We start from the raw sequence: 24,438 nt of genomic DNA on the forward strand, positions 1-24,438 counted from the left end.
TCCTGCGAACACCACCGCGGCGCAAGGGCCGGCCGCTCCAGCGAAAATCGCCTCGGAGCAAGCGCTTGCCGCTCCTGCGGCATCGCCGCGGCTCTAGCGCCGGCTGCTCCTCCGCCATCCTCAAGCGCCTTCTGCTTCGCAAGTCGCGGCGCCCTCAGGCACCCGCCGCTCCTCCGCCATCGCGGCGCCTGAATCGACGGGCCCGTGCGCTCCGCGCCGGCTACTCCACCACGACCCGCCCGGCGGGTTCCCCTTCCACCCGGCCGATGCGCCGGGCCGCACGGACCCCCCGGCGGTGGAGTTCCTCCAGCAGGGCACCGGCGCGGGCCGGTTCGACCACCAGCAGGAGGCCGCCCGAGGTGACGGCGTCGAACAGCAGCCCCTTCTCCCACTGGGGAAGGGCCCGCCGGAACTCCACCACGCTGCCGTAATGCTGGCGGTTGGCCCGGCTGCCGCCGGGGAAGACGTCCCGCTCCGCCAGCTCGCGGGCGCCCGGCAGCACCGGCACCGCCTCGGCCTCGATGACCAGCGCCACGCCGCTTTCCCGGGCGATGTGGCTGGCATGCCCCAAAAGCCCGAAGCCCGTCACGTCGGTGGCGGCGTGGATGCCGCCCACCGCTTGCCCGGCCTCGGCGGCGGCCCGGTTCAGGGTGCGCATCGTCTCCACCATGGCCTCCACCGCCGCCGGGGGCGCCAGGTCGCGCTTCAGGGCGGTGCTCAAGACGCCCGTGCCGATGGGCTTGGTCAAGATCAGCACGTCGCCGGGACGGGCGCCCTTGTTCGTCCACACCTGGTCCGGGTCGACCACGCCGGTGACGGCCAGGCCGTACTTGGGTTCCGCGTCGTCGATGGTGTGCCCGCCGACGATCACCGCCCCTGCCTCGCGCACCTTGGCGGCGCCACCCCTCAGGATGGCCGCCAGGGTGTCCGCCCCGTAGCGGCTCACGGAAAAGCCCACCAGGTTCAGGGCCGTCAGCGGGCGGCCGCCCATGGCGTAGACGTCGCTCAGGGCGTTGGCGGCGGCGATCTCGCCGAAGAGCACGGGATCATCGACGATGGGCGTGAAGAAGTCCACCGTCTGGACCAGGGCGATCCGGTCGGAGAGCCGGTACACCCCGGCGTCGTCGCCGCTCTCCAGCCCCACCAGCAGGCGGGGATCGTCGACCTGCTCGGGGGATAGGTGGCGCAGGACCTGCGCCAGCTCGGCCGGGCCGAGCTTGCACCCTCAGCCGGCCTTGCCGGTGAGCTGCGTCAGCCGCAGCGCCTCCACGGCATCTCCCCCCTCCCACCAGGCCCGGCGCGCTCCCACTGCGGGCAGGCCGGTCCGGGCGAGCGCACCGGACCCCCGCGCCCGCGAGGCCCGAGCACAGGCATCTAGGCGAATTCCTTGGCAAACCAGACCCGGTCGTACCCGCCGGCGGGATCCGGATCGGCATCGAGCCGGTACGGGCGGTACCCGACCCGGTACCAGAACTCGATGGCCGGCGCGTCGCGCAATCCCGTCTGCAGGTGCAGGGCCCGGACCCCCTGCGGGCGGAGCCGGTCTTCCACCGCGCGGACCAGGGAGGTGCCGACGTCCAGCTGGGAGTACTCGGGGTCCACCGCCAGCCCGTAGATCTCCCAGGCCTCCTGCCGGCCCGCCAGGGGCCGGGCCCGCACCACCCCGATCACCCGCCCGCCGTTGCGCGCCACCCACACCCGGCCCCGGCCGATGTCGTCCTGGACCCGCGCCAGGTCATCCTGCAGCGGCTCGGGGGCCACCGGGTACTTGCCCTCGTACCGCCGGAAGGCCCTGCGGGTGACCTCCAGCACCTGGACGGCGTCGGCCGGCGCGGCGGGTTCAACGCTCCACACGGCTCCACCCCACCCCTTCCCCTCCGGGTTGGCCGGGCACCGCGCTGCACCCGGTGCCGCGACACGCCACCATTGTCGACGACACGTTACGATTGTATCGAAACGCCGTTGCGGGATCCAAGGATGCCCAGGGACGGGCCTGCCCGCACCGGGGAGGGATCGCCATGAGCCTGTACCGGCTTGGTGACCAGGTGCCGCACGTGGCCCCCACCGCCTACGTGGCGCCGGGTGCCCGGGTGATCGGCCGCGTGGTCCTGGACGAGCACAGCAGCGTCTGGTTCGGCGCCGTCCTGCGCGCGGATCTCGACCTCATCCACGTGGGTGCGGGCAGCAACGTGCAGGACAACGCCGTTCTCCACGTCAACGCCGGGGAGCCCTGCCGCATCGGCCGGGACGTGACCATCGGCCACGGCGCCATCGTCCACGGCTGCACCGTGGAGGACGAGTGCCTCATCGGCATGGGGGCCGTGGTGCTGAGCCGTGCCCGCATCGGCCGCGGAAGCCTGGTGGGAGCAGGCGCCCTGGTTCCCGAGGGCATGGTGGTCCCGCCGGGGAGCCTGGTGCTGGGCGTGCCGGCCCGGGTGGTCCGCTCCCTGACGCCGGAAGAACAGGCCGAAATCCGCGCCGCGGCGGCCCGTTACCGGGAGAACGCGCAGCGCTTCGCCCGCGGCCTCGAGCTCCTCCCGGTCCCGCCCGCCGGGCCGGGAGGGCAGCCGGGCTCCTGACCGGCCGGCTCGCCGGCCATTCACCGCGCCGGCCATCCCACCGCCGCCGGGCGGTGGACCGGCCGCCGGTCCGGCCTGCGACCGGCCGCGAACCGGCCGTGCCTCGGCCTGCGCCCCGGACAGCGCCCGCGGGCCCCGCAAAACAGCGCGGGGCAGGCGCCCTGACGCCCGCCCCGCCGGCTCGTTGCGCCGGTTTCGTCCGTCCCTGATCCGTCACCCACACCAGGCTTTCCGGGGCCTGCCGGGTCACGCACCAGACCCCGTCTCGCGTACCGGACCGGGTCTCACGACCGGGTCTCAGGCACCGGACCGGGCCTCAGGCTCCGGAGCCCATGAAGGCGTAGTGGGCGATGAAGATCGCCGCCAGGATCCACATGGTCACCGAGACCTCGCGGATACGGCCCGTCACCAGCTTGAGCACCACATAGGACACGATCCCCAGCACCATGCCCGTGGCGATGCTGAAGGTCAGCGGGATGCCGAGCACGGTGAGGAAGGCCGGCAGGGCCTCGGTGATGTCGTCCAGGTCGAGCTTGCGGATCGGCTCCATCATCAGCAGGCCCACGATGACCAGCGCCGGCGCCGTGGCCGCGGCCGGGATCACGCCCGCCAGCGGCCAGAAGAACACGGCCAGCAGGAACAGGAGGCCCGTGACCACGGCCGTCAGGCCCGTTCGACCGCCCTGGCCGATGCCGGCGGCGCTCTCCACGTAGGTGGTGACGGTGGAGGTGCCCAGGCCCGCGCCGATGATGGTCGCCAGGGCGTCGCTGACCAGCACCCGCCCGACCCGCGGGAAGGTCCCGGTCTTCTCGTCGATCACGCCCATCTTGGTGCCCAGGCCCACCAGGGTGCCCGCGGTGTCGAACATGTTGACGAAGGTGAAGGTGAAGATCACCGTCAGCAGGCCCAGCTGCAGCGCGCTGCGGACGTCCAGCTGGCCCGCCACCTGGGCCAGGACGCCGAAGTCCGGCGCGCGCACCACGTCGGCCAGGCTGTGGGGCAGCCGGGTCAGCGGCTGCATGGCGCCGCTGGCGTCCGGGGCGTGGAAGAAGGCTCCCAGCAGCGTGGTCAGCAGCACGCCCCAGAGGATGGCGCCCTTGACGCGCCGGGCCATCAGGAGCGCCGTGATGACCAGCCCCAGCAGGGCCAGCACCGCCGGCCCCGAGCGCACGTCACCCAGCGACACCAGGGTCGCCTCGTTGGCCACGATCAGTCCGGCCGAGCGCAGCCCGATGAAGGCGATGAAGAGGCCGATGGCCGTGCTGGTGGCCAGGCGGATGTTGAGCGGAATGTCGCGCAGGATCCGCTCCCGGATGGGCAGCAGGCTGATGAGCAGGAAGATGACGCCGTCCATGAAGACCGCACCCAGCACCGTCTGCCACGGGATGCCCTGCCCCAGTACCACGGTGTAGGCGAAGTAGGCGTTGAGCCCCATGCCCGGCGCCAGGGCGAAGGGCATGCGGGCGAACAGGCCCATGAGCAGCGTGGCGAAGCCCGACGACAGGGCCGTGGCCATGAGCACGGCATTGGGATCGAGCCCCGCCGCCCCCAGGATCTGCGGGTTGACGAACAGGATGTAGGCCATGGTGACAAAGGTGGTCACCCCGGCCAGGATCTCCGTCCGCAGGTCGGACCCGCTGGCCTGGATGGCAAAGAACCGGTCCAGCCAGCCGCCGCTGCGGCGCGGCACCGGCGCGGGTTGCACCTGCTGGCGCACCGCCACCGACATATCGTGAACCCCCTTCTGGATGAACCCGGCCGGTCGCCCGGCGGGCCGGCTCCGGCCTCTGCAGCCGCTGTCGCGGGCGGCCGGGTCCCGGAGAGATCGTGGGGAACTCCGGCTCCCGCCCCGGCGAGGCCTGCAACTCCGGGATATCATATCGTTGCATGCGAATCAACAAAGGTTGTTCGTATCATCTCGAACGAACGAAAGGATATTTTTCTTATTGTTTAGAAACGTTGACTGGCCGGCTTCTCGCGGCCATGCGGCCTGCACCTTAGGTGCGGCTGCGGCGCCACCCGGGGTGATGGCAATGAGAAGGAGCGCGGCTCGGCCGGCGCGACGGGTGGCCGCCAGCCGCGGCGCGCGCGCTTCGACTCGCGGTCCAGCCATGCCGGTGGCCGGTGGCGCCGCCGGGTATTCACACCGCCCCCCGGGATTCACTCTCCGCCCCGAAACTGCAAGCCTGAAAGGTCCTGCGGCCGTGCAAATTATGATCGGGAACGCCACCTGCCGCGTACCCGCTGTACGGCCTCGGGACGAGCGCCTGTGCCGCCATGGCAGCCCTCTCCACGGGGTACGGACCGGCGGGAGGTCCCGGGCGGGTGGAGCGACTGGTGCAACCGCTTCCAGGACCGGTGCGGGACGCGACGCGAGGTCGACGAGGTCGACCGGACGAGGCAAAAACCAGCCAGGTTCAGGCAGGCAAAAGCCGGCCGGCGGTACGGCAGGACGGCACAGCGGGCCGGCGAACCCGGCCGGGTGAACCGTCGGGCCGGGGTACCGGGCATGGGCTGGCCGGTGGCGGCGGCCGCGCAGGACGTACCGGAGCAGCGGGCGTGCGGGGCCGAGTTCGACCACCGAGGTGATTCCCATGGCGTTGGGTCAGAAGACCAACCGGCTGCTGATCAAGGAAGCGCACCCGGCCCTGGACAACCTGAAGTACGAGATTGCGGCCGAGCTGGGCTTGCCCGTTCACCAGGGTTCCGAAGACTACTGGGGTGATATTCCCGCCCGCCAGGCGGGTGCCGTCGGCGGCCACATGGTGCGGCGGATGATCGCCCTGGCCGAGCAGGCGCTGGCCAGTGGCCAGGCGCTGCCGCCGGACCCGAAGAAGTAAGGCGAAGAAGCAAGCTGAAGAAGTAAGCCGTTGCAAGCAAGCCGTCGCCCGCGAGGCCACAAGCGACGCCAAGAACCGGACGGGCGCACCCCAGGCGGGTGCGCCCCCTCGTTTGCCCCGGTCCCGTCACCCCCCGCCGCCCGCCCTCGATCCAGACCCGCTCGGACCTGCCCACCTGCCGAAAGCCCGCCCGCCGCGGGTGCCGGAGAGCCGCCACCCCCGCTGCCCGAAAACCTGCTGAATCCTGGTACAACGCTGCGCTTTTCGGAAGGAATACCCAGAAGCCTGGACGAATAGCGGGTAATCAAACCTCGATCCGGCGGCAAAGAGCTCGGGCGGGCGGCGACGGGCGGGCGGTTACGGGCGGGGCCGGCGCCAGGCGACGGCCCGCCGGGGGCGGCGCGGGGAACCGGAGCCGCGCCGGACGGCGCTGCAACCGCACCTCCTGGAGCGCGCCGGACCGACCTGGCGGCGCGCCGCGCCGCAGCGGGCCGTACCGCCCCGGCGCCGGGTGTGCGCCGTAGCGCCCCCGGCGGGGTGCGCCGCCCCGGCGCCGCACCCCGCCGGCCTGAAGCCGCGCCGGAGCATGAGTACGGGAGGGCTTGCCTTGAAGGCACTGAATTTCTACTCCACGGTCTACCAGGCCAATTTGCTGGCGGCGGAAAAGCGCTGCACCATCCGCCTGGGCGACAAGCGCGACAAGTACCGCGAAGGCGATCTGGTCTGGGTGACCTACGGCAACCGCTTCGAACCCCGACAGAAGCTTTTCACGGCGGTGATCGACCGGGTGGTGGTCAAGCCCCTGGGGCAGCTGACGGCGGCGGAGCTGGCGGCGGAAGACCCCAACCTGAAAAGCCCCGGGGAACTGGCGGGCTTCCTGGAACGGATCTACGACCGCCCGGTCTCCCTGGACGAAACCGTCAGCGCCGTCTTCTTCTCCCGTGTCCTGGAATGACCATTCTCAGTTTCAACCTGCTGCTCCGCGCCGCTGGGCCAGGATGTGCCGGACCACCCGCTCCCCGTGCCAGCGGCCGTTCTCGATGAAGATCTTGTTGGCGTCGTAGCCGGCGGCCACCACCCCGGCCAGGTAGACCCCGGGCACAGGCGTGGCCATGGTCTCCGGGTCGTGCCGGGGCTCGCCCGTGGCCGGGTCCACCGGGATCCCCAGCCGGTGCACCAGGGTGTGGTTGGGACGGTAGCCGACCAGCAGGAAGACGAAATCGGCTTCCAGCTGCCGCGGCTCGCCCGCCACCGCCACCCGCACCCGGCCGGGCTCGATGGCCTGCACCTCCGTGTTGTAGAGCACCGTGATGCGCCCCTTGTCCACCAGGCTGCGGAAGGGCGGCAGCACCCAGGGCTTGATGCGCTCGGACAGGGCCGGCCCCCGGTGGGCCAGGGTCACCTGGGCTCCGCAGCGGTGCAGGTCCAGCGCCGCCTCCACGGCCGAGTTCTGCCCGCCGACCACCAGCACCCGCCGCCCGTAAAACGCGTGGCCTTCGCGGTAGTAGTGGCTGACGTGGGGCAGGTCTTCCCCGGGGATGCCCAGGCGGTTGGGGCGATCGTAATAGCCCGTGGCCAGCACTACGTTCCGGGCCCGCAAGGTCCACAGGGGGCCTCCCCGCCGGGCGGCCCCGCGGCCCTCTCCGCTTTCGCCGCCCTCCCGGCCCTGGGCGGGCGCCGGCTCCGGCCCGCCCTCCTGCACGGCCTCCAGGGCGCCTGACGCCTCCGGCTCCAGAGGCGGCCAGGCGGCCACCAGGCGAGGGGCGGGCCGGGCGGTTACCAGGAACGTGCCGTCCGCCTCGCGCCGGGCGTCGACGACCTCGGTGAAGGTGTCGACCTGCAGGCCCAGGTGCTGGACCACCGCCCGGTAGTAGTCCAGCGCTTCCCGGCGGGTCGGATTGGCCCGCTCGATGACGAAGGGAATGCCCGCAATGGCCAGGTTGTCGCTGGTGCTGAAGAAGTTCATCTGCAGCGGGAAGTGGACCAGGGAGTTGACGATGGCCCCCTTCTCCAGCACGCGGTAACGCAGGCCCGCCTTCTGGGCCGCCGCCGCGCAGGCCAGCCCGCAGGGGCCGGCGCCGATGATCACCAGATCGTAGGGGGCTCCCGCCGGTGCCGGGCTCCCGCTGCCGATCGCCGGTTCCTCCGTGTTCACCATGTGACCTCCATGTTATCCCGATGTTGGCTCCCCGCCCGGGTCGTCACTGGCGGTCCGCCGGGACCAGGGGCCGCACGATCACCGTGCCGTAGACCACCCGGCGCGGGGCCGCGGCCACTTCCAGGACGGTGTGGGCCACGTCCTCCGGGCGCAGGGAATAATCCCGGGGCGGCGTGCCGCCGAAGTGGGTCTGCACCGAACCCGGGCAGACGGCGGTCACCCGCAGCTCGTAGGGACGCACCTCCTGGCGCAGCGTATCGGCCAGCGCCATCAGGCCCCACTTGGACGCGCAGTACCCGGCGCCGTTGACGAAGGTGGTGGTCCCGGCCACCGACGAGATCATGATGATGTGACCGTCCCGCCGCTCCATCATATGGGGCAGCACCGCCTGGCTCCAGAGGAAGGGCGCCTTGAGGTTGACGGCCATCATCTCGTCCCAGGCCGCTTCGTCCAGCTCGGCCACCGGCGCGAAATGGCCCACCCCGGCGTTGTTCACCAGGATGTCGATGCGGCCCCAGCGCTCCAGGGTCTCCCGCACCACCTCCCGGGCGGCCGCCGCCGAGGTGACGTCGGCCACCCGCGGGACGAACCGGCCCCCGGCGCCGGCCGCCGCCAGATCCCGCGCAAGGGCCTCAAGGACGCCGGCCGACCGGGCGACACCCACGACCCTGGCCCCCTCGGCGACAAACCCGCGGCTGATGGCCTCGCCGATCCCTCGGCTGGCCCCTGTCACGATGGCCACCTTGTCCTGCAGTCGTCCTGGCATGGATGCCCCTCCCGCCGTAAAAGATGCCGCAACAGGTCCTCCGTCCTTTGCCGTGGCGGGCCCCGGCCCGCGTCCCGCCGCGGGCCGCAGGGGAAACGCACACCCCGCCAGCAACCAGCAAGAAGATGCCGGCCAGAGGGCGCCGGCGACGCGCGGGCCGGCAAGGCGCGCCCGCCACCGCGCCCCGCCAGGCGCGCGCCGGCGACGCGCGGGCCCGCGAGCCGCGCCCGCGACCGCGCTCCGGTCGATGGGTGGCGTGAAGCCGAACCGGCCGGGGTGCACCCCCGGCGTGCCCCGCCAGGCGCCTGGCGTCAGCGTGCACCGGCCGGGGCTGGACCCTGCCACCGCCCGGCGACCCGGGCCTGCTGGCCATGTGCGATCCCAAGCATACGGCTGTGCGGTTCCATCTTACCGCAGGACGGAAGGATCAGGCGGGCCGCAAGAGCCCCGGTTGCTGCCGGCCTGGGGCCCCCTGGATCCCGACCGCCGCCCGGGGTTGTGGCAGGTGGGATCGCGGTGCTAATGTTGGAGCCGTCAATCCCGGGCAGTGGAACGGGTCGAGGCAGTCGATCCGGGCCGCGAAGCGGCGGGCCGGGCAAAGGACGGCGACGCGCTGTGACGGACGGGCAGGAGCCGGCAACCCATTCCAAGCCGCACGAAACGGCGACGCTCCCCTTCCCCCAGGAGGGAGCAGGTCCGCGCGCCGGCGGCCGCACCCCCGCCGGGGGCACCGGGAGCGCCCAGGGCACCCGCCCCGGAGGAACCGGGCCCGGCGGCCAGGAAGCTGCTGCGGGCCGCCGGCCGGCGGCAGCCCGCGGAGGCCAGGATGAGCCGGCCGGCGGGTTCCGCCGGTTCTGGCGGTTCTACCTGCCCCTGGCTGCCAGCGACCTGCTCATGGGCGCTTCCGAGACGGCGGTCAACGCCGGCATCGCCCGCCTGGCCGCGCCGGACCTCTCCCTGGCGGCCTACGGCGCCGTGATCGCCACGTGCCTGCTCATCGAAAGCCCGGTGATCATGCTGCTTCATGCCGGCAATGCCCTCGCCACCCATCCCCAGGCGTTGCGGCGGCTCCAGCGGTTCACCCTGCTGCTGGCAGGGGCCCTGACGCTCCTCCACGGGGCCCTGGCCTTCACGGGCCTATTCGACCTGTACTTTGGGCGGACCCTGGGCTTGGACGGCGAGCTGCTGGCCCTGGTGCGACCGGCCTTCGCGGTGATGCTGCCCTGGACGGCGGCCATCGCCTGGCGGCGGCTCCATCAGGGGCTTTTGATTCGCCACGGCCACACCGCCGTGGCCAGCCGGGGCACCGTGATCCGGCTGGCCACCCTGGGGACCGTCCTGGCTGCCGGCGGTTCCTTGGGCATGCCGGGCGCTCTGGCCGGGTGTGCTGGCCTGGCCGCGGCCGTGACCGCCGAGGCCGCATACGTGCATGCCTGCGCCCGGAGCTGGCTTCGGCGCCACTGGCCGCCAGGCGGCGTCAGGGAAGCGTGCGACGGTACGGGAGCGGGGGACGCGGGCGGCCAGCACGCCGCCCCCGGGGCGGCCGTCCGGGCAGGCGGCCACCCGGCCGGCGAGGCCGGAGGGCTGAGCTGGCGAGGCCTGTTGGGCTTTTACATCCCCCTGGCCCTTACCAGCGTGACGACTTTCGCCGCCCGCCCCGTGCTCACCGGCCTCCTGGCCCGGGCCGCCGACGCCACCGTGGCCCTGGCCGCTTGGCCCGTGACCTGGAGCACGGTGCTGCTCTTCATGCTCCCCATGCGCACCGTGGAGCAGGTGGCCATCGCCCACGGCGAAGACGGCGCGTGGCGGGCCGTCCGGGGCTTTGCCTGGCGGACCGGGCTGGGCGGGGTGCTGGTCATGGCCCTGCTGAGCGCCACGCCGGCGGCCGGGGCGTATCTCGCCGGCGTGGTGGCCGTTTCCGGGGAGGTCGCCGCAGCGGCGCGCTGGGGTCTCCTGGCGATGATCCCCGTTCCCCTGGTCGTGGCTCTTGCCTCCTGCGAGGCCGGGCGGCTGGTCCGCACCCGGCGGACCGTTTTCATCCACCTGGCCGCCCTGGCCAATGTGGGCGTGCTGACGGCCACGGCGTTCCTGGTCCGGCTCCTGGCCCCGGCCCTACCGGGCACCGTGATCGCCGCCGCGGCCCTGCTTGCCGCCTATGGGGCCGAATGGGCCGTCCTGGCCGCAGGCACGGCCATGGTGGCTCGCGCCCCTGCTCCCCTGCGACACGGCGCGCCCGCGTGAAGCCACGTGTCACGACCACCATGCGGCCACCCGTCAAGCCAAGTAGGAAGCACGCGCTACGCTACGGGTTCCCACGCCCGCCCGGAGAGCGACCTGTTGCAGCATGCGCTTCCGTTTTCGGTTCCGTCTGTGTGCGTGGGACCCTCCCGGGGCGCGTCCCCGGTGGAGCTGCCGGCAGGCGAGGCCCGCCGCCGGCACCTCCGGCGGCCCCGTCCGTCCCGGGATCCCCAAGCTTACGGACCCGGCCGGCGATCTTGTCCTTCCCGGCGCGGGTTGCCGGGTCCCCGGGCGACCCGGTGGGCGCGGCGGAGGGCTTCCGTGGACTGGCGGGTCGCTTCATCGTCCGTGCCGCCGCCCGGCGCCGGCCCGTAGGTTGCTCCCCACAACCGAGCGGCAGCGGCCGATTGCGGTCCCGGGACGCCGCCGTCCACAGGGACCACGGGACCGCCTTCCCCTTGCTCGATCCCCTGGACCCCCTCCCCCTGCCGCCTTGCCTCGGGGCGGGCTGGCGGATGGTTCCGGCGACGGTCCGGACGGGCCGGTGCGGCCGGCGGCAACTCCCGGTCCTGAGGCGCTGCGGGCATGGTTTCACCCCCGGCCTAGTATGGCTCCCGGACGGCCGGTCCCTGCCGCCCGGGCCGGCCGGCATCGACGCCGCAGCCGCCCTCCGAGGCCGCCGCAAACCGTCCCCGCCGGAGGCGGTTCACCCGACGGGCACGGCATCCCCCGTGGCCAGGAAACAAAGGTAAGCCTCCTTGACGGGACGGCCTGTGATCTCCGCCAGCGCCCGCCGGTAGAAGCGCACCTGACCGGCATAAAAGGCCGCCAGCTGTTCGATGGACCGTTGCCGTGGCTCGTCGGTCTTGAAGTCCAGCAGGAGCAGGCCGTCCTCCTCGTCGACAAAGCAGTCCACGATGCCCTGGACCACCACCAGATCGCCCGCAGGGACCGACCTTGCGGGCATCCTGCCGGCCTTCTCTGCACCCGCCTCCTGCACACCGGTCTCCTGCGCGGCCGCCTCCAGGGCCGGCACCAGATCCGGGTACATCTCCACCGCCGGCACGCCCAGGGTGAACATCCACTCGCGGTAGACCCGGTCCGGACGGTGCAGAAGGCGCCGGCCCAGCGGGCCGGCAAAGAACCGCGCCAGGGCTGCGACGTCGACGGCAGCGGCTTCCGCCGGCGCCAGCAGCCGGCGGGCGACCAGGCTCTCGATTTGCCGTTCGATGGACCGCCGGTCCATCGGGCCGGCCAGGTCGAGGTGCTGCAGGACCCGGTGGGTGGCGGTGCCCCGGGCGGCCCCCGTCACCGCGGCAGCCGTCGCCGGTTCGTCCGGCCGGGCGGGCTCCGCCCCCGGGGGCGTTCCATTCCAATGGAGGCGGGGCTGGCGCAGGCCCCGCCGCAGGTCGGCAGGGAGCGCATATGCCTGCCACTCCGGATCGTCCTGCCCCTTCAGCTCGCTGACCGAGCGCTTGGCAAACCGGTTGGCCAGAGGCGCGTATGGATACCGCCAGCGCAACCGCCGGCGCAGGGCCTCGACCGCTGGGCCGTCGACGGCGCCGGCGGGCAGGGGCTGCCCGCGGACCAGCGGTTCCAGCCAGCTGGGGGCCGGGGTGCCACCGGTCCCCTGCCCGGTGCCCGGTGGCGCCGGCGCCACCGGTTCGTCCCGTTGCCCGTCCGCCGGTCTCTCCGCGTGAATCGACTCCGGGTCCTGGGGGCCGGGAACCGCCGAGGGTCCCGCCGCCGCACCCGGCGTCGCCGGCGGACGCAGCCAGACGGTCCAGCGCCAGCGCGAGGTCCACCCCTCCCTGGCCAGCCCCTCGCTGCCCGCAGCCGGCTCCAGCGGGCTGGGGGCCATGGCCAGCTGTCGCAGGGGCGCGGCATCGGGGTGCGGGATCAGGGCCGGACCCAGCCAGTCCAGGTAGCGGGTAGCCCCTTCGACCGCCTCCGCCGGCAGGGGCCGGTCGCCACCGGCCAGTGCGCCGCCCGCAGCGGCCCACCACCGTGCGGCCGACGCGGGCAGGTCCCGGGCGGACCCCACCAGGATGAGCCGTTCCCGGGCCCGGGTCAGGGCGACATAGAGGATGCGGAGTTCTTCCGCCAGGGTGTCCAGCCGCTGCTGGGTCCGCACCGCCTCATAGGCCAGGCTGGGGTAGCGGATGCGCAGGTCCGGGTCGGCCACTTTCAGGCCGAGCCCCAGGTCCCGGTGGATCAGGGCGTGGCCGCGGTCGAACTGGAACTCGACCCCCAGGTCCGCCACGACCACCACGGGGAACTCCAGCCCCTTGCTCTGGTGGATGGTCATGACGCGGACCACGTCGTCGTTTTCGCCCAGGGCCGGTGCGGTACCCAGGTCGTCCCCCCGTTCCCGCAGCCGGTCGATGAACCGCAGGAAGCGGAAGAGGCCCTGCCGCGCGAACTGGTCGAACTGGCGAGCCCGATCCCGCAGCGCCTCCAGGTTGGCCCGCCGCTGCTCCCCTGCGGGCAGGCCCGACACGTAGGCCAGGATGCCCGTCTCGTCGTACAGCTGCTGGATGACCCGGGAGAGCGGGTACCGCCGGGCAGCCGATCGCCACCGGGAAAGGTCGGCCAGGAACCGCCGCAGGCGGGCGGCCAGCGGGTCCTGAGCCGCTTCCCCATCCCCGCCGGCCTCCCGGACCGTGGTGCTTGCACCGGCGTCGACCCCAGCGGCACTGCGGCCGTGGGCTGCACTGCCGGCGTCCTGCGACGGGGAGAGGCCCTCCAGGTCCTGCCCCGCCGCGCCCACCGGAGCCTCAGCTTCGGGATCCCATCCGGCCACCCGGCAAGCTGCTTCATAAAAGGACAGGCCGGGTCCAGCCAGGCGGATGCGGGCCAGATCACGGGCGCCAAGTCCCACCACCGGCGAGCGCAGGACGGCCGCCAGGGCAATGTCCTGCCGCGGGTTGTCCAGCACCTGCAGCAGGGCCAGCATGACTTCGACCTCGGGAGCCACCAGGTAACCCGTGCGGGAGCGGGAATAGACGGGTACACCCTCCCGGTCCAGCACCTCGACGAAAGTCGAGGCCCGCAGGCGGGCACTGCGCAACAGGACCACCACGTCCCGATACCGGACCGGGCGATAGGCATTCTGTTCGGGATCCCAGATGAGCAGCGGCGGCTGCCGGCCGGTGCCTTCGACCAGCTCCCGAATCCGCCACGCCACCAGCCGGGCTTCCTGTTCCAGGGCCGTCAGGTCCGCCGCTTCCTCGACGCTCAGGCCGTCATCCTCGTCCCCGGCCGGCGGCTCGGCCGGGGTTTCCTCCGGGTCGGCCCTGCGGGTCCCGGTGCCGCCGGTCCTGGCGCCGGCGGTGCCGGGCGGCAGGGACCCGGCAGGGTCGAAACCGGCCCCTCCCTCGAGGCGGTCCGGCCAGTCCTCATCCAGGGCCTCGGGCTTCCGCTCGAGAAGGTAGACCTCAACGGGCGCCTCCCCGCCGGAAGCCCCCGGAGGCAGGTCCGGGTACGGGGCACCGGGGTTGAGCCGGGCTTCCTCGTCGTAGGCCAGGCCGCCCAGTTCCGGCACCATGATGCGGCGGAAGAGGTCGTTGACCGCCGCCAGGACCGCCGGCCTGCTGCGGAAATTGGCGTTGAGGTCGATGCGCCAGCCACGGCCCGAGGCCGCTTCCGGGTCCCCGGCGCCAGGCGGTTCCACCCCGGCCGCCCCGCCGGCCGTTTCCGGACCGCGGGCCGGGGCCGCTCCGCCTCCGCTGGCACCGCCTCCGGCGGCATCGCCCGGCCCCGGCGCCGGCGGGTACGCCCGGTAGCGGGCCAGGAAGATGGCCGGCTCGGCCTGGCGAAATGCGTAAATGCTCTGCTTGACGTCCCCCACCATGAAGAGGTTGAAGGGAACCTCCTCGCCATCACCGGCCACCAGCTGGAGGATGGCGTCCTGCAGCGGGTTGATGTCCTGGTACTCGTCCACCAGGACCTCCTGGAAGAACCGGCGCAGCTCCCGGGCCACGGGCGACGGGCGGAGGATGCCGGCGGGCGCCTCCGGATCCGCCAGGACCTGGAGGGCATAGTGCTCCATGTCGGCGAAGTCCATGAGACCCCGGTCGCGCTTGGCGGCCTGCAGGGACCGGGCAAAATCCCGGCACAGGTCCACCAGGGTCTGGACGTAGGACTGCAGCCGCGCCAGGTCGGCGGCCACCTCCGCGGGAGCGCGGCTCCACATTCCCTGGGCCAGATCCCGGACCTGGTCCTTGACCTGGTTGCGTCCCTTCTGGATGCGAGCATGCATCGGATCCTGGGACTGGGGGTTGCGGGGCAAGCGCGGCCAGTCCCCGGCCGCCTGGGCCACCAGCCGGCCGGCAGCCTCCCAGCCGGCCCCCTCCAGTTCCCGCGCCAGGGCCTCCAGGCGCCGGGCATCGTCCTCCAGGGTTTCGGCCCACACCGCCGGGCCGCCGGGCTGCCGGCACTGGGCGGCCAGGCCCGCCAGGCGGCGGGCGTGGCGCTGGAAGGCCCTCACCAGCCCCTGCCGGGCCACGGCAAACCAGGTGCTCTGCTCCAGGGCGGAGGCGCCGTCCCGGTACATCCGGGCCAGCCCGTCCAGCCACGCCTCGGGCCACGGCCGGGCATAGGCGCTATCGTACAGGTCGAGGACCAGCTTCCGCAGGGACTCGTCACCGCGGCCGCCGCCGTACGCCTCGACCAGCGCCAGGAAATCGGGAGCGGCCTGGGCATACCTCCGCTCGAACACCTCGTCCAGGACCTCGAAGCGCAGCAGCTGGGCCTCGTGCTCGCCGGCCACCCGGGTCGCGGGGTCAAGCCCCAGGCGGTAGAAGTACTGCCGCGTGATCCGCAGGCAGAAGGAGTGGACGGTGGAGATGCTGGCGCGCCCCAGCAAGGCCAGTTGCCGCCTCAGCCGGGCGTCGCCGGGATGTTCGGCCAGGGCTTGCTCGAGCCGGTTCCGGATCCGCTCCTTCATCTCCGCGGCGGCCGCCTCGGTGAAGGTCACCACCAGCAACCGGTCGATCTCCACCGGGCTGGCGGGGTCCAGCAACCGGCGAAGGATGCGCTCGACCAGGACGGACGTCTTGCCGGAACCCGCCGCCGCGCTGACCAGCAGGTTCCGTCCCCGCAGGCAGATGGCTTGCAGCTGGGCATCCGTCCAGCGGCGGCGGGAAGCCGCCTGACCGGCCGCCGGACTCATCCACCTTCCCCTCCTTCCCGGCCGTCCCTCTCCGTCCCGCCGGCCCCCTCGAGGCGTTCCCAGACGTCCCGGGCGCTCAGGGGCCGGATGGACCGGTAGTGGTTTCCGGGGACCCTCGGGTCGAACTGGCACACGGCCCGGAAGCGGCAGGTGCTGCAGGGCGATTCGTCCCGGAGACGGTAGGGAGCCACATCCGCCCGCCCCGCCAGCATCGCGCCGGCCATGGCCCGCACGCGGCCCTCCACGTGCCGGAAGAGGGCGTCAAGCCGCTCGGGGCCCAGCACCCGGGAGCGGGCCTCGGGCCGCCCGTCTTTGCGGAACCGGACCGGCACCAGGGTATCGAGCTGATCGCGGGGCCCCAGGGCATCGAAGACCTCGTCGTCGTCCAGCACCCACCCCTGGGGCCGCAACTGCTTGACGGCCCGGAGCCGGGCGATCTCCCCGGCGTCGAGGGGGCCCTTGACGTCCAGGTACGGGTCATGGACGGGGAAGAAGAGCAGCCCCGCCGGCTCGGGGTCGGAGGCCGGCGCACCGGCGGTGGGGCCGCGCACGCCCGGCATGTTGCTCAGCAGGCGCCGCCCGGCCCGGGTGGCCACCAGCAGGTACAAGGGCAGCTGCAGGGACAGGCCGTAGTAGACCCGGTCCAGGGGCAGGTCGCGGGAACTGCTCTTGTAATCGATGACGCGGAGGAACCAGCGCCCCGACGGGCTGGAGGCCGCGTCGATCCGGTCGATCCGGCCCCGCAGCGCCAGGTGCTCGCCGGGTCCTACCCTCCACGGCGCGGCCGGCAGCACGGGACTCTCGGGCCCGAAATCCACCTCCACGGCCACCGGCCGGAAGCGACCCTGGCGCGCATGGTGGGCCAGGCGCGAGGCCGTCTTGACCAGAGTCCGCCGGGCGGTGGCCAGCAGGTGCTTCTGGTAGGCGGTGCTGGTGGCAAGCTCTTCCGCCAGGCGGGGCCGGAGGGCTTCCACCGCCTCTCCCACCAGCTGTTCCAGCGCCTCCTCATCCAGGTCAGCCCAGTCCAGACCCCGTTCCCACACCCGCCGCGCCAGCAGGCTCAGGGCGGCGTGGTAGATCCGGCCCAGTTGCGGCGCGTCCAGGCGGCTGATCTCCCGCTCCTTTAGCCCCAGGCCGTGGGCGGCAAAGTGCTGAAAGGGACAGGCGGCCAGCCGCTCCAGGCGGCTGACGCTGGTCCGGACCTCCCATTCCGGGCCCCGGGGCCGCGCATAGAGCTGGCGGGCCAGATCCTGGCCCAGCGGTTCCACCTGGTTGGAATGGACCAGGGACTGGAGGGCCTGCAAAGCCCGAGGGCGGGCCTCCGGCTCGGTCACCGCCCACTGGTAGAGGATTCGCCACCCCGCTGCGGCCGGCTCGCCGGCTGCGGGCGAACCGGCTTGGCGTCCCAGCATCCGCACCAGCTGGTCAACGGCCTGGGAGGCCGTGGCCACACCCTCGGGCCCCTCCACTACCGCCGGCGTCACCGCGAGGGCGGGGAACAACACCCGCAGGCGGCGGGTCAGCCAGGCCGGCGTGATGGCCCGCCCCTCCTCGTCACCCAGGGGATAGCTGACCCAGAGCCGGTCCCTTGCCCGCGTCAGGGCGACGTAGGCGTGGTACTGCTCGTGCAGGGCCCGGATGCGGCCCGGGGGATTGAGCTCCAGGCCGGCCTGGGCCAGCTCCTCCCTCTCCCCGTCGGTGAAGATGGCGTCGTCGTCGATCCGCCGCGGAAAGGCGTCGTCGGTGGCGCCCAGCAAGAAGGCGACCCGGGCACTGGGGTGGCGCGACCGTTCCACGCTGCCGGCCACCACCTGGTCCAGGCCGGGAGGGATCAAGCCCACCCGTAACCCCTCCATGCCGGCCTCCAGGACGCGCAGAAAGTCCGCCAGGGTCAGGGGAAGATCGGGAAGGCTGGTGGCCGCCTGCTCCAGCAGGTCGCCGATCCCGTTCCAGACCTGCAGGTGCTCCTGGGCGGCCTCCAGATCACCTGCTCGTTCCGCCTCCTCGCTCCAGCGCAGGATCTGGCCGGGCACGTCCAGGTCCAGCAGCAGCTGGTGAACCGCCTCCGCCAGGGTCTTCACCGGCACGGGCTGGCGCCGGGCCGCGGCGACGCGGTGGTGGAAGTTGCGCAGGGCCGCGGTGGCCTCTTCCCGGATCCGGTTGATCGCCTCGAGTTCCGCCTGCCAGGCCGGATCGTCCGCCTCCTCCTCGTCCAGGGCGAAGCGGCGCCGCCAGCGCCACGGCTGGCCGCGGTACCAGAGCGAACCGCGAATCCCGAAGGCCAGGACGTAGTTCTCCAGGCGGTCCACCGCACCCCGGGCCACGGGAACCAGGTCCGTCTTGAGGTAGCGGAACACCGCCTCGTAGGGCCAGTCCGCGGCCACGACCTCCACCGCCGCCCGGACCAGTTCGACCAGGGGATGATGGCCGACCGGCCGCCGGCGATCGATGAAAAGGGGTATGCCGTGCTCGGCGCAAGCCGCACTGATCAGATCGTGGTAAGCGTCCAGGTCCCGGACGATGACCACCATGTCCCGGAACCGGTACCCCTCTTCCCGGGCCAGGCGCAGCATCTCCCGGGCCGCCGCTGCCACCTCGGACCGCCGGTCCGGCGCCGCCACCACCGTGATCCCATCCGGTGCACCGGTAAAACGGCGTCCCGGGAACCGGAAGAGTTCCCGCTCCAGGTGGGCCAGCGCCGGGTTGCGAAAGCGGGGCAGCCTCTGGCCCGCGCCCTCCGGCGGCAACGTCACGGCCGGCTCGACGGTCACCCGCTGGCGGCGCGCCAGTTCTAGCAGCTGGCGGGCCGTCTGCCAGGTGGGGTGGAACAGGGTCGCCGCATCCGGGTCATGGCTTCCATGCGGCGTCGCGCCCGCACCGGGTCCCCCCGGCGGCTGCCCCCTGACCGCCCACGCTGCCTCTGCCGGGTCCAGGCAAAGGGTCACCTCGACCCGGTCCGCCACCGCCAGCAAGGCCCCCAGGACCCGCAGCTCACCCGGTGTGAAGCCTGTGAAACCGTCGACCCAAATCCGGGCCCCCCGCAACCAGGCGCAGTCGCCAAGTCGCCGGGCCACGCTGTCCAAGGCATGGACGGGATCGGCCAGGCCCTCGTCCTCCAGGTAGCCCTGATACGCCTCCAACAGGAGAGCCAGGTCGTGCAGCTTCACGGCCAGCAGGCCCTCCCGGCCCTCCGCCAGCCAGGCTTCCCGTTGCCGGCGCAGCGCTTCGGCGTCGATACCGAAGGCGGCCAGTTCGGCCAGAGTGGTGACCATGCGGTCGATGAAGCCCGGACGGTCGGCTACCCGGTGAAACAACTGCAGGCGGTGCGCCTCGCGGGAGAGAAGGGCCCGCAGGATCAAGCGCTTGCCCAGCTCGCTGACGGCCGGGCGTGTGGCACCGCCCGTCTCCTGCTGAACCCACCAGGCCAGGCGCTGGAAGCTGGCGACCCGCGCCCGTGCGAAGCCGGCGCGTCCTGTCCGGTGACGCACCGCGGCCAGCAGGGCCTGCTCCATCTGAAAGGTGGCCTGTTCGGGCACCAGCAGCACAAGGGCGGGTCCGGAAACATGCCCGCCTTCGGCTGCAGCCACCGCTTCCAGGCAGTAGTGGGTCTTCCCGGACCCCGCCCGGCCCAGGACCAGCCGCAGGCTCACAGGCCCGACCCTCCCCTGCCTGTTGCGGTGTCGACCCCGCCGTCCCGTCCCAGCGCCCCGCCGCGGACCTCGACGGCCTTGCCCCAGGTGGCCAGGATCTGGCGGTGGGAGAGCAGGATCACCTGGCGGTCCGCAGCGAGAGCGTCCATGATCCCGCGGGCTTCACCGAGGCGCCCGTCGTCCCAGTGGACGAAGGGGTCGTCCAGGATGAAGGGGATGTTCACGTCGCCCGCGAGCAGATCGGCAACGGCCACCCTCAAGGACCAGTAGAGCTGGTCGCGGGTTCCCTGGCTGAGCTGCTCGGGCACCACCGGCGTACCGTCGGGTTCCTGGACGGAGACCCGGAATCCCCCGTCGAGGACCACCCGGCGGCCCGGCCGGCCGGTCAGCCGGCTGAAGTAGCGGCTCGCTGCATCCTCAAGCCGCTGGCGGTAGGCCCCGTGATACGCCTCCACCGCGGCCTCCAGGTGGCGATAGGCAAGTACCAGGGCATCCAGCTCGTCCTGAAGGGCGTCCCGCTGCCGGCGCAGTTCCGCCAGCTCAAGTTCCGCCTGAGCGATGTTGATGGGCTCGTCCCGCAGGTAAGACTGCTCCCTGGAGGCCAGGTCGCGGTACGTGCCGTTCGCGGCTTCCAGCGCCGCCTCCAGCCTGGCTTCTTCGGCCGCCAGCCGGGCCAGGGCCTCCCTGGCCCGGTCCGGGTCAAGGTCCTTCAGTTCGAGGTCGGGATCCTGCCGCGCCAGCTCCTCGATGGCCTTCAGATCGAGGAGGGCGGCATCCCGCTCCTCGGCCGCCCGCACCCGGAGGGCCTCTTCATTGGGCACCTCCCAGGCGGAGAGCAGCCCTTCCAGCTCCTTTTCCCTCTCCCGCCGCCGGCTCCGGTGGCGCGTATACTCCAGCCACTCCTCCCGGGCCCGCCCGGGATCCCCGCCCGCAGGCTCCAGGAGAACGCGCCACTGCTGGCGCAGGCGGCCGACCTCCGCCTCGACCGCCTCCAGGTCCCGGCCCAGGCGCTCCGCCCTGCCCCCGGCCGCCAGCGCCTCCTGCTCGCCCTCGGACTCCAGGCGCTCCAGTTGCTCCACCACGGCGGGCGGCCAGGCTGGCACGGCCGCAGGATCGGGCCCTTCCCCGGCATCCCAGCTGGCCTCGAGAACGGCCAGCCATTCCGCCATCCGCTCATTGATGCGGCGCCAGCGGGCAGCCTCCAGGGCCGGCTCCTCCCAGAACAGGGGGTCCCAGCCAGTGAGCCATTCCACCAGGATCCGGGCGCTCTCGGGAGGAACCGGCTCCGCCCCGGCTCCCGTACCAGGGCCGGCTTCGGGCCCGGTCCCGGCCCCCTCCGCGGACCCGGCCGGGCCGCTTCCCGCCTGGACCGTGGCGGCCGCCGGGCGACCGGGCGGGAGGGGCGCGGCCAGCCCGGCCGCCACCTGGCCCGCCGCCTCGCCGCCGCCGGGGGCGGCAACCGTGGCCGCCAGCCGCCACCACGCTCCCGGCCCGTCTGAACCAGCCGGCCCGGTTCCAACGCCGTCCGGGCCACCCGGCCCCCCCTCCCGGCCCCACAACCGGCCGGCCAGGGTCCGGGCCTCGCCTTCCGCCTGGCGGCCCAGCCGGCTCACCGCCTCCCACCAGGCCAGCACCCGGGGTAGATCGGCCAAGGGGCGACCTGCCAGGAAGGGGGTTGCCCACCGGTGCATGGCATCCAGGCGGGCCCGAGCTTCTTCCAGCTGCCGGCTCACCTCGCCGGGCTGGCGCATCGCCAGCTGGGCGCGGCGCCTGGCCAGCTCTTCGCGTCGGGCCTCCCATTCCCGGTAGCGCCGCTCCAGCCTCGCCAGCTCTTCCGGCGGCAGGCCGGCCCAGACGCCCAGCCGGGTGCTGACATCCTCGAGACGGCGGCGAAAAGCTTCCTCACCGGCCGGGTCGACAGGCGGCCGGCCACCCGCCACCAGCCGCCAGGCGAGAGCCCCGGCGGCCAGGGCCACCACCACGGCCAGGGCCGCTACGGCCCCGCCTGGGAGGTTGCTCCTTGCACCGGCCACCGCCGCCAGCATTCCCGTCACGCCGGCCGCCAGAAGACCAACCCGAATCCCCAGGCCTCGCCGCCGCCGCGCTTCCGCCTGCAGGTGCTCCGCCTCAGCCTGCCGGCGCTGCTCCTCCGCCTTCAGCTGGAGCATCTCCAGCGCTGCGGCGGCTACGCCGACATTCCACTCCCGCACGTCGGCGTAGGCATCGGCGACGGCCGCCTCATCGGCCTCCAGTGCGTCCAGCGCCTCTCGCCGTGCCCGCTCCTCCGCCTCGAACACCGCGATCTGGCGCTGCAGCTCCGCCTCCTGGCGGGGCAGGTCCCGCAGTCGCTCCAGATCGGCCGCCGGGGCCTCGGCCAGGCGGGGTACCCGGCCGGCAAGGCGGACCACCGCCTGGCCTACCTGGGTCAGGAAGTGATGGCGATGCCAGGCCGCCAGCAGCGAGCGGGCCGCCGCCTGGCGCTGGCGGGCCCTGGCCTCCTGCTGCTGCTGCCGGAGGGCCGCCACCTGCCTTTCCGTCTCCTGGAGGCGGTCCAGGCCCGAGAGGGGATTCCCGTCCCCGCCGCGGTCCAACGCATCCCAGCCGGGCCAGCGGCGGGTCTCCTCCCGCTCCAGCAGGGCGATGTCGGCCTGCAGCCGCCCGGCCTGTTGAGCCGCCTGTTCCATCTGCAACCGTCGCTCCAGGCGGTTGCGGTAGCGGTCAACCCGCCGCTGCCACTCCCTCCAGGCCTCCTGGCGTCGCCGGCAGCGGTTCAGCTCGTCCCGGAGCCCCTGGCGGCGCTGCTCCAGCTCCGCCAGTTGCTGCCGCACCTGTTCCAGGTCGTCGGCCGCCAGCCGGTCACGGCGAATGGCCGTCTCCAGCTGGCGGATCTGGGCGTCGAGCTGTTCGATGGCCCGGTCCTGCCGCTGGTTGTGGGTCGTGATGCCGAGGTCCCGGGTGGCCCGGGTCAGCCCCTTGATGCTTTCGAGCAGCCAGGTCAGAGCGGCCGACGGCGAGCGGGTCCCGGCGCCGGCCAGCATCTCCTGCACTTCCTGGGCCAGGCCGGGGCGCTGCCCCTGGCCTTCCGGTGCGGGCAGCGGCTGCTCCAGGCAGTAGACCTGGAGCAGCACGTGGCGGGACGCTACCCCCAAAAGCCGCCGCAGGGCCTGCTCGTACCCCTCGGCCGGCCGGCTGGCCGCCGGGTTGTGGGTGCCAGTCCATACCTCGACCGCCCGCCCGCCGTCGAGGTGCAGCAGGCGGACCCGGTGGCGCTCGAAATCCCGTACGACGCGGTACCGGTGGCCATCGGCGGCCGTGAACTCCAGTTCGCCCTCGAAGCGGCGGGCTCCCGCCCAGTGCCGGTAGCGGGCCTGGCCGTACCGGGTGGGGTCGTTGGAGCCCGGAAGCCCGAAGAGCACCGCCACCAGGCCTGCCAGAAGGGTCGACTTGCCCGATTCGTTGGGCGCCACCCAGTGGGACAGGCCCTCCGGGCAGCGGAACTCCACCTCGTCGCGGAAGGGTCCGAAGCCGCGCAGCACCAGGCGGTGCCAGCGAACCGGATGCCCGTTGCCGGGGCCCGCCCCGGGCACCTCCGCAGCCTCCGCCCGGCCCGCCGCCGGGTCCCCCCCCTGCCCACCGGGGCCGGATTCCCCAGGGGACCCTTGCTCCAGGGGCCGGTGGCCTTCCGGACCGGCTCCGGCCGGCAGCTCAAAGACCTGGCTCACCGTGCCTGTCCCTCCCGCATCAGCGCCTGGACCCCCAGGCGCAAGGCCCGCTCCACCACCCGGCGCCGCCGGGGTTCGGTTTCGCCCTCCAGCTGATCCAGCAAACGCCGCACGAACAGCCCGGTGATGGTCGGTTCCCGGGACCATTGCAACAGGTCGTCCCAGCTGACGGGCTCCGTGGCGTCGTGGATCTCCAGGTGGAAGAACCGGGTGGCGTGTTCGGCCTGCAGCGCGGGCCCGTCGACGGCGAAGGCCGGTGTGCCATGCAACTCGAGACGCAGGATCCGGTCGGGCGCGGCCAGGCTGGCCAGGTAGGAACCCAGTTCGGCGGCACTGCCGAAGGTGCCGGCGTCGATGCGCAGGGTCTCCACCGGCTGCACCGGGACCGGCTCCCGCCGGACGGCCACCACTCCCCGCCCCGGCTCCACCTCCACCAGGGTAAAGGCCCCCGTCCCAGGGTCGTCAAACCCCTTGCCCTCCACAGCGCCGGCATACACCGCGGGGGTCCGTCCCAGGCGTTCCTCGAGGGCCTGGTGGATGTGGCCGAGGGCCACGTAGTCGTACCCCGCCCGGGCCAGGGCCTCCCGGTCCAGGGGCAGGCTGCGGTCGCCGCCCCAGTGCCCCAGGGTGCCGTGGAACACGGCCACGTGGAGGCCCGGTTCGTCCAGCCGAGGGAAAGCCGTCAAGGGACTTCCCGCCGGTGTGACCCCGCCCGTGTAGGCAAGACTGTAGATGTGGACGGGAAAGCCGGCTACGGCCAGGGTCGCCACGGGCTCCGGCAGGGGGTTCTGGACCAGCACGCCCGGCCAGGCGGCGGCAAAGCGCCGGTACACCGAGTCATGGTAGGTGATCTCGTCGTGGTTGCCGGGCACGGTCACCACGGGGACCCCAGCGGCCTCCAGCCGCCGCAGCTGGCCGATGACCTCCTGAACCAGCGACTCCGGCGGCCGGTGGGTTTCGAACAGGTCCCCGGCGATGAGCACCAGGCCCACCTGATGGCTGGCCTCAAGGGCGTAATCCACCGCCCGGGCCAGCAGGCGATCCCGGCGGCGCCGGCGCTCGGCGGCCCGGTCCGGCGCCATGAAACGCGGTTCCCATCCCAGGTGGAGATCCGCCAGGTGCAGGATGCGAAACAAGGCTTGTCCCCCCAGCGGGCAAACGCAGGTCTCAGGTTCCCACCGGCCGGTCCCCCGCGCACACGAGGCCGGCCGGCGGTGTCGTGACCGCCGGCCCGTAGATCGACCAACTGGATATAGATTACAGAACACGTGTTCCGTGGGTCAAGCCCCGATGTGACCAAGGCGGCGCCGCC

13 protein-coding genes are annotated in these 24,438 nt (G+C 73.0%); 4 read left to right on the forward strand and 9 right to left on the reverse strand.

The window, feature by feature from the left end; translation table 11 throughout:
- Window positions 1-220: 220 nt before the first annotated feature.
- The gene (gene selD, locus THESUDRAFT_RS06775) at window positions 221-1,270 is read right to left on the reverse strand and encodes a selenide, water dikinase SelD (protein WP_006904013.1); all 1,050 of its coding nucleotides are present in this window, start codon (window positions 1,268-1,270) and stop codon (window positions 221-223) included.
- A 104-nt stretch (window positions 1,271-1,374) separates the two neighbouring features.
- Window positions 1,375-1,854, reverse strand: coding sequence for a GNAT family N-acetyltransferase (locus tag THESUDRAFT_RS06780; protein ID WP_006904014.1), 480 nt, complete (start codon window positions 1,852-1,854; stop codon window positions 1,375-1,377).
- Window positions 1,855-2,018: 164 nt separating this feature from the next.
- Here THESUDRAFT_RS06780 and THESUDRAFT_RS06785 point away from each other — a divergent pair, with 164 nt between their 5' ends.
- Window positions 2,019-2,579 (forward strand): gamma carbonic anhydrase family protein, encoded by a 561-nt coding sequence (locus THESUDRAFT_RS06785; RefSeq protein WP_006904015.1) that lies wholly within the window; start codon window positions 2,019-2,021, stop codon window positions 2,577-2,579.
- Window positions 2,580-2,895: 316 nt separating this feature from the next.
- On the opposite strand, the gene THESUDRAFT_RS06790 is transcribed toward THESUDRAFT_RS06785, so the two are convergent.
- The gene (locus THESUDRAFT_RS06790; protein ID WP_006904016.1) at window positions 2,896-4,308 is read right to left on the reverse strand and encodes an NCS2 family permease; all 1,413 of its coding nucleotides are present in this window, start codon (window positions 4,306-4,308) and stop codon (window positions 2,896-2,898) included.
- Window positions 4,309-5,173: 865 nt separating this feature from the next.
- Here THESUDRAFT_RS06790 and THESUDRAFT_RS06795 point away from each other — a divergent pair.
- Window positions 5,174-5,419, forward strand: a complete 246-nt coding sequence (locus THESUDRAFT_RS06795) for an alpha/beta-type small acid-soluble spore protein (RefSeq protein WP_006904017.1) — start codon at window positions 5,174-5,176, stop codon at window positions 5,417-5,419.
- Window positions 5,420-6,026: 607 nt separating this feature from the next.
- Window positions 6,027-6,374 (forward strand): ASCH domain-containing protein, encoded by a 348-nt coding sequence (locus tag THESUDRAFT_RS06800; protein WP_006904018.1) that lies wholly within the window; start codon window positions 6,027-6,029, stop codon window positions 6,372-6,374.
- A gap of 12 nt (window positions 6,375-6,386) precedes the next feature.
- Here the strand turns inward: THESUDRAFT_RS06800 and THESUDRAFT_RS06805 are convergent, their stop codons facing one another.
- Both THESUDRAFT_RS06805 and THESUDRAFT_RS06810 read right to left on the reverse strand, forming a co-directional pair.
- Complete coding sequence (locus THESUDRAFT_RS06805) at window positions 6,387-7,577, reverse strand: NAD(P)-binding domain-containing protein (protein WP_051009256.1); 1,191 nt, start codon at window positions 7,575-7,577, stop codon at window positions 6,387-6,389.
- Between the two features lie 43 nt (window positions 7,578-7,620).
- Entirely contained in the window at window positions 7,621-8,343 is a 723-nt protein-coding gene (locus THESUDRAFT_RS06810; protein WP_006904020.1) for an SDR family oxidoreductase, read from the reverse strand.
- A 615-nt stretch (window positions 8,344-8,958) separates the two neighbouring features.
- On the opposite strand from THESUDRAFT_RS06810, the gene THESUDRAFT_RS06815 reads away from it, so the two are divergent.
- On the forward strand, window positions 8,959-10,584 hold the full coding sequence (locus THESUDRAFT_RS06815; protein WP_006904021.1) for a hypothetical protein: 1,626 nt from the start codon (window positions 8,959-8,961) through the stop codon (window positions 10,582-10,584).
- A 703-nt stretch (window positions 10,585-11,287) separates the two neighbouring features.
- Here the strand turns inward: THESUDRAFT_RS06815 and THESUDRAFT_RS15010 are convergent.
- From THESUDRAFT_RS15010 to THESUDRAFT_RS06840, 4 genes are read right to left on the reverse strand one after another with little or no spacing between them, the layout of a single operon-like run.
- Entirely contained in the window at window positions 11,288-15,754 is a 4,467-nt protein-coding gene (locus THESUDRAFT_RS15010) for a UvrD-helicase domain-containing protein (protein WP_006904022.1), read from the reverse strand.
- The gene (locus tag THESUDRAFT_RS15015) at window positions 15,751-19,404 is read right to left on the reverse strand and encodes a PD-(D/E)XK nuclease family protein (protein WP_006904023.1); all 3,654 of its coding nucleotides are present in this window, start codon (window positions 19,402-19,404) and stop codon (window positions 15,751-15,753) included. Before THESUDRAFT_RS15015 ends, THESUDRAFT_RS15010 begins: the two co-directional genes overlap by 4 nt.
- Complete coding sequence (locus tag THESUDRAFT_RS06835; RefSeq protein WP_006904024.1) at window positions 19,401-23,126, reverse strand: AAA family ATPase; 3,726 nt, start codon at window positions 23,124-23,126, stop codon at window positions 19,401-19,403. Before THESUDRAFT_RS06835 ends, THESUDRAFT_RS15015 begins: the two co-directional genes overlap by 4 nt.
- The gene (locus THESUDRAFT_RS06840) at window positions 23,123-24,262 is read right to left on the reverse strand and encodes a metallophosphoesterase family protein (protein ID WP_006904025.1); all 1,140 of its coding nucleotides are present in this window, start codon (window positions 24,260-24,262) and stop codon (window positions 23,123-23,125) included. Before THESUDRAFT_RS06840 ends, THESUDRAFT_RS06835 begins: the two co-directional genes overlap by 4 nt.
- Window positions 24,263-24,438 lie beyond the last annotated feature (176 nt).

This window comes from Thermaerobacter subterraneus DSM 13965 (genome assembly GCF_000183545.2).
Taxonomy (GTDB): Bacteria; Bacillota; Sulfobacillia; order Thermaerobacterales; family Thermaerobacteraceae; genus Thermaerobacter; species Thermaerobacter subterraneus.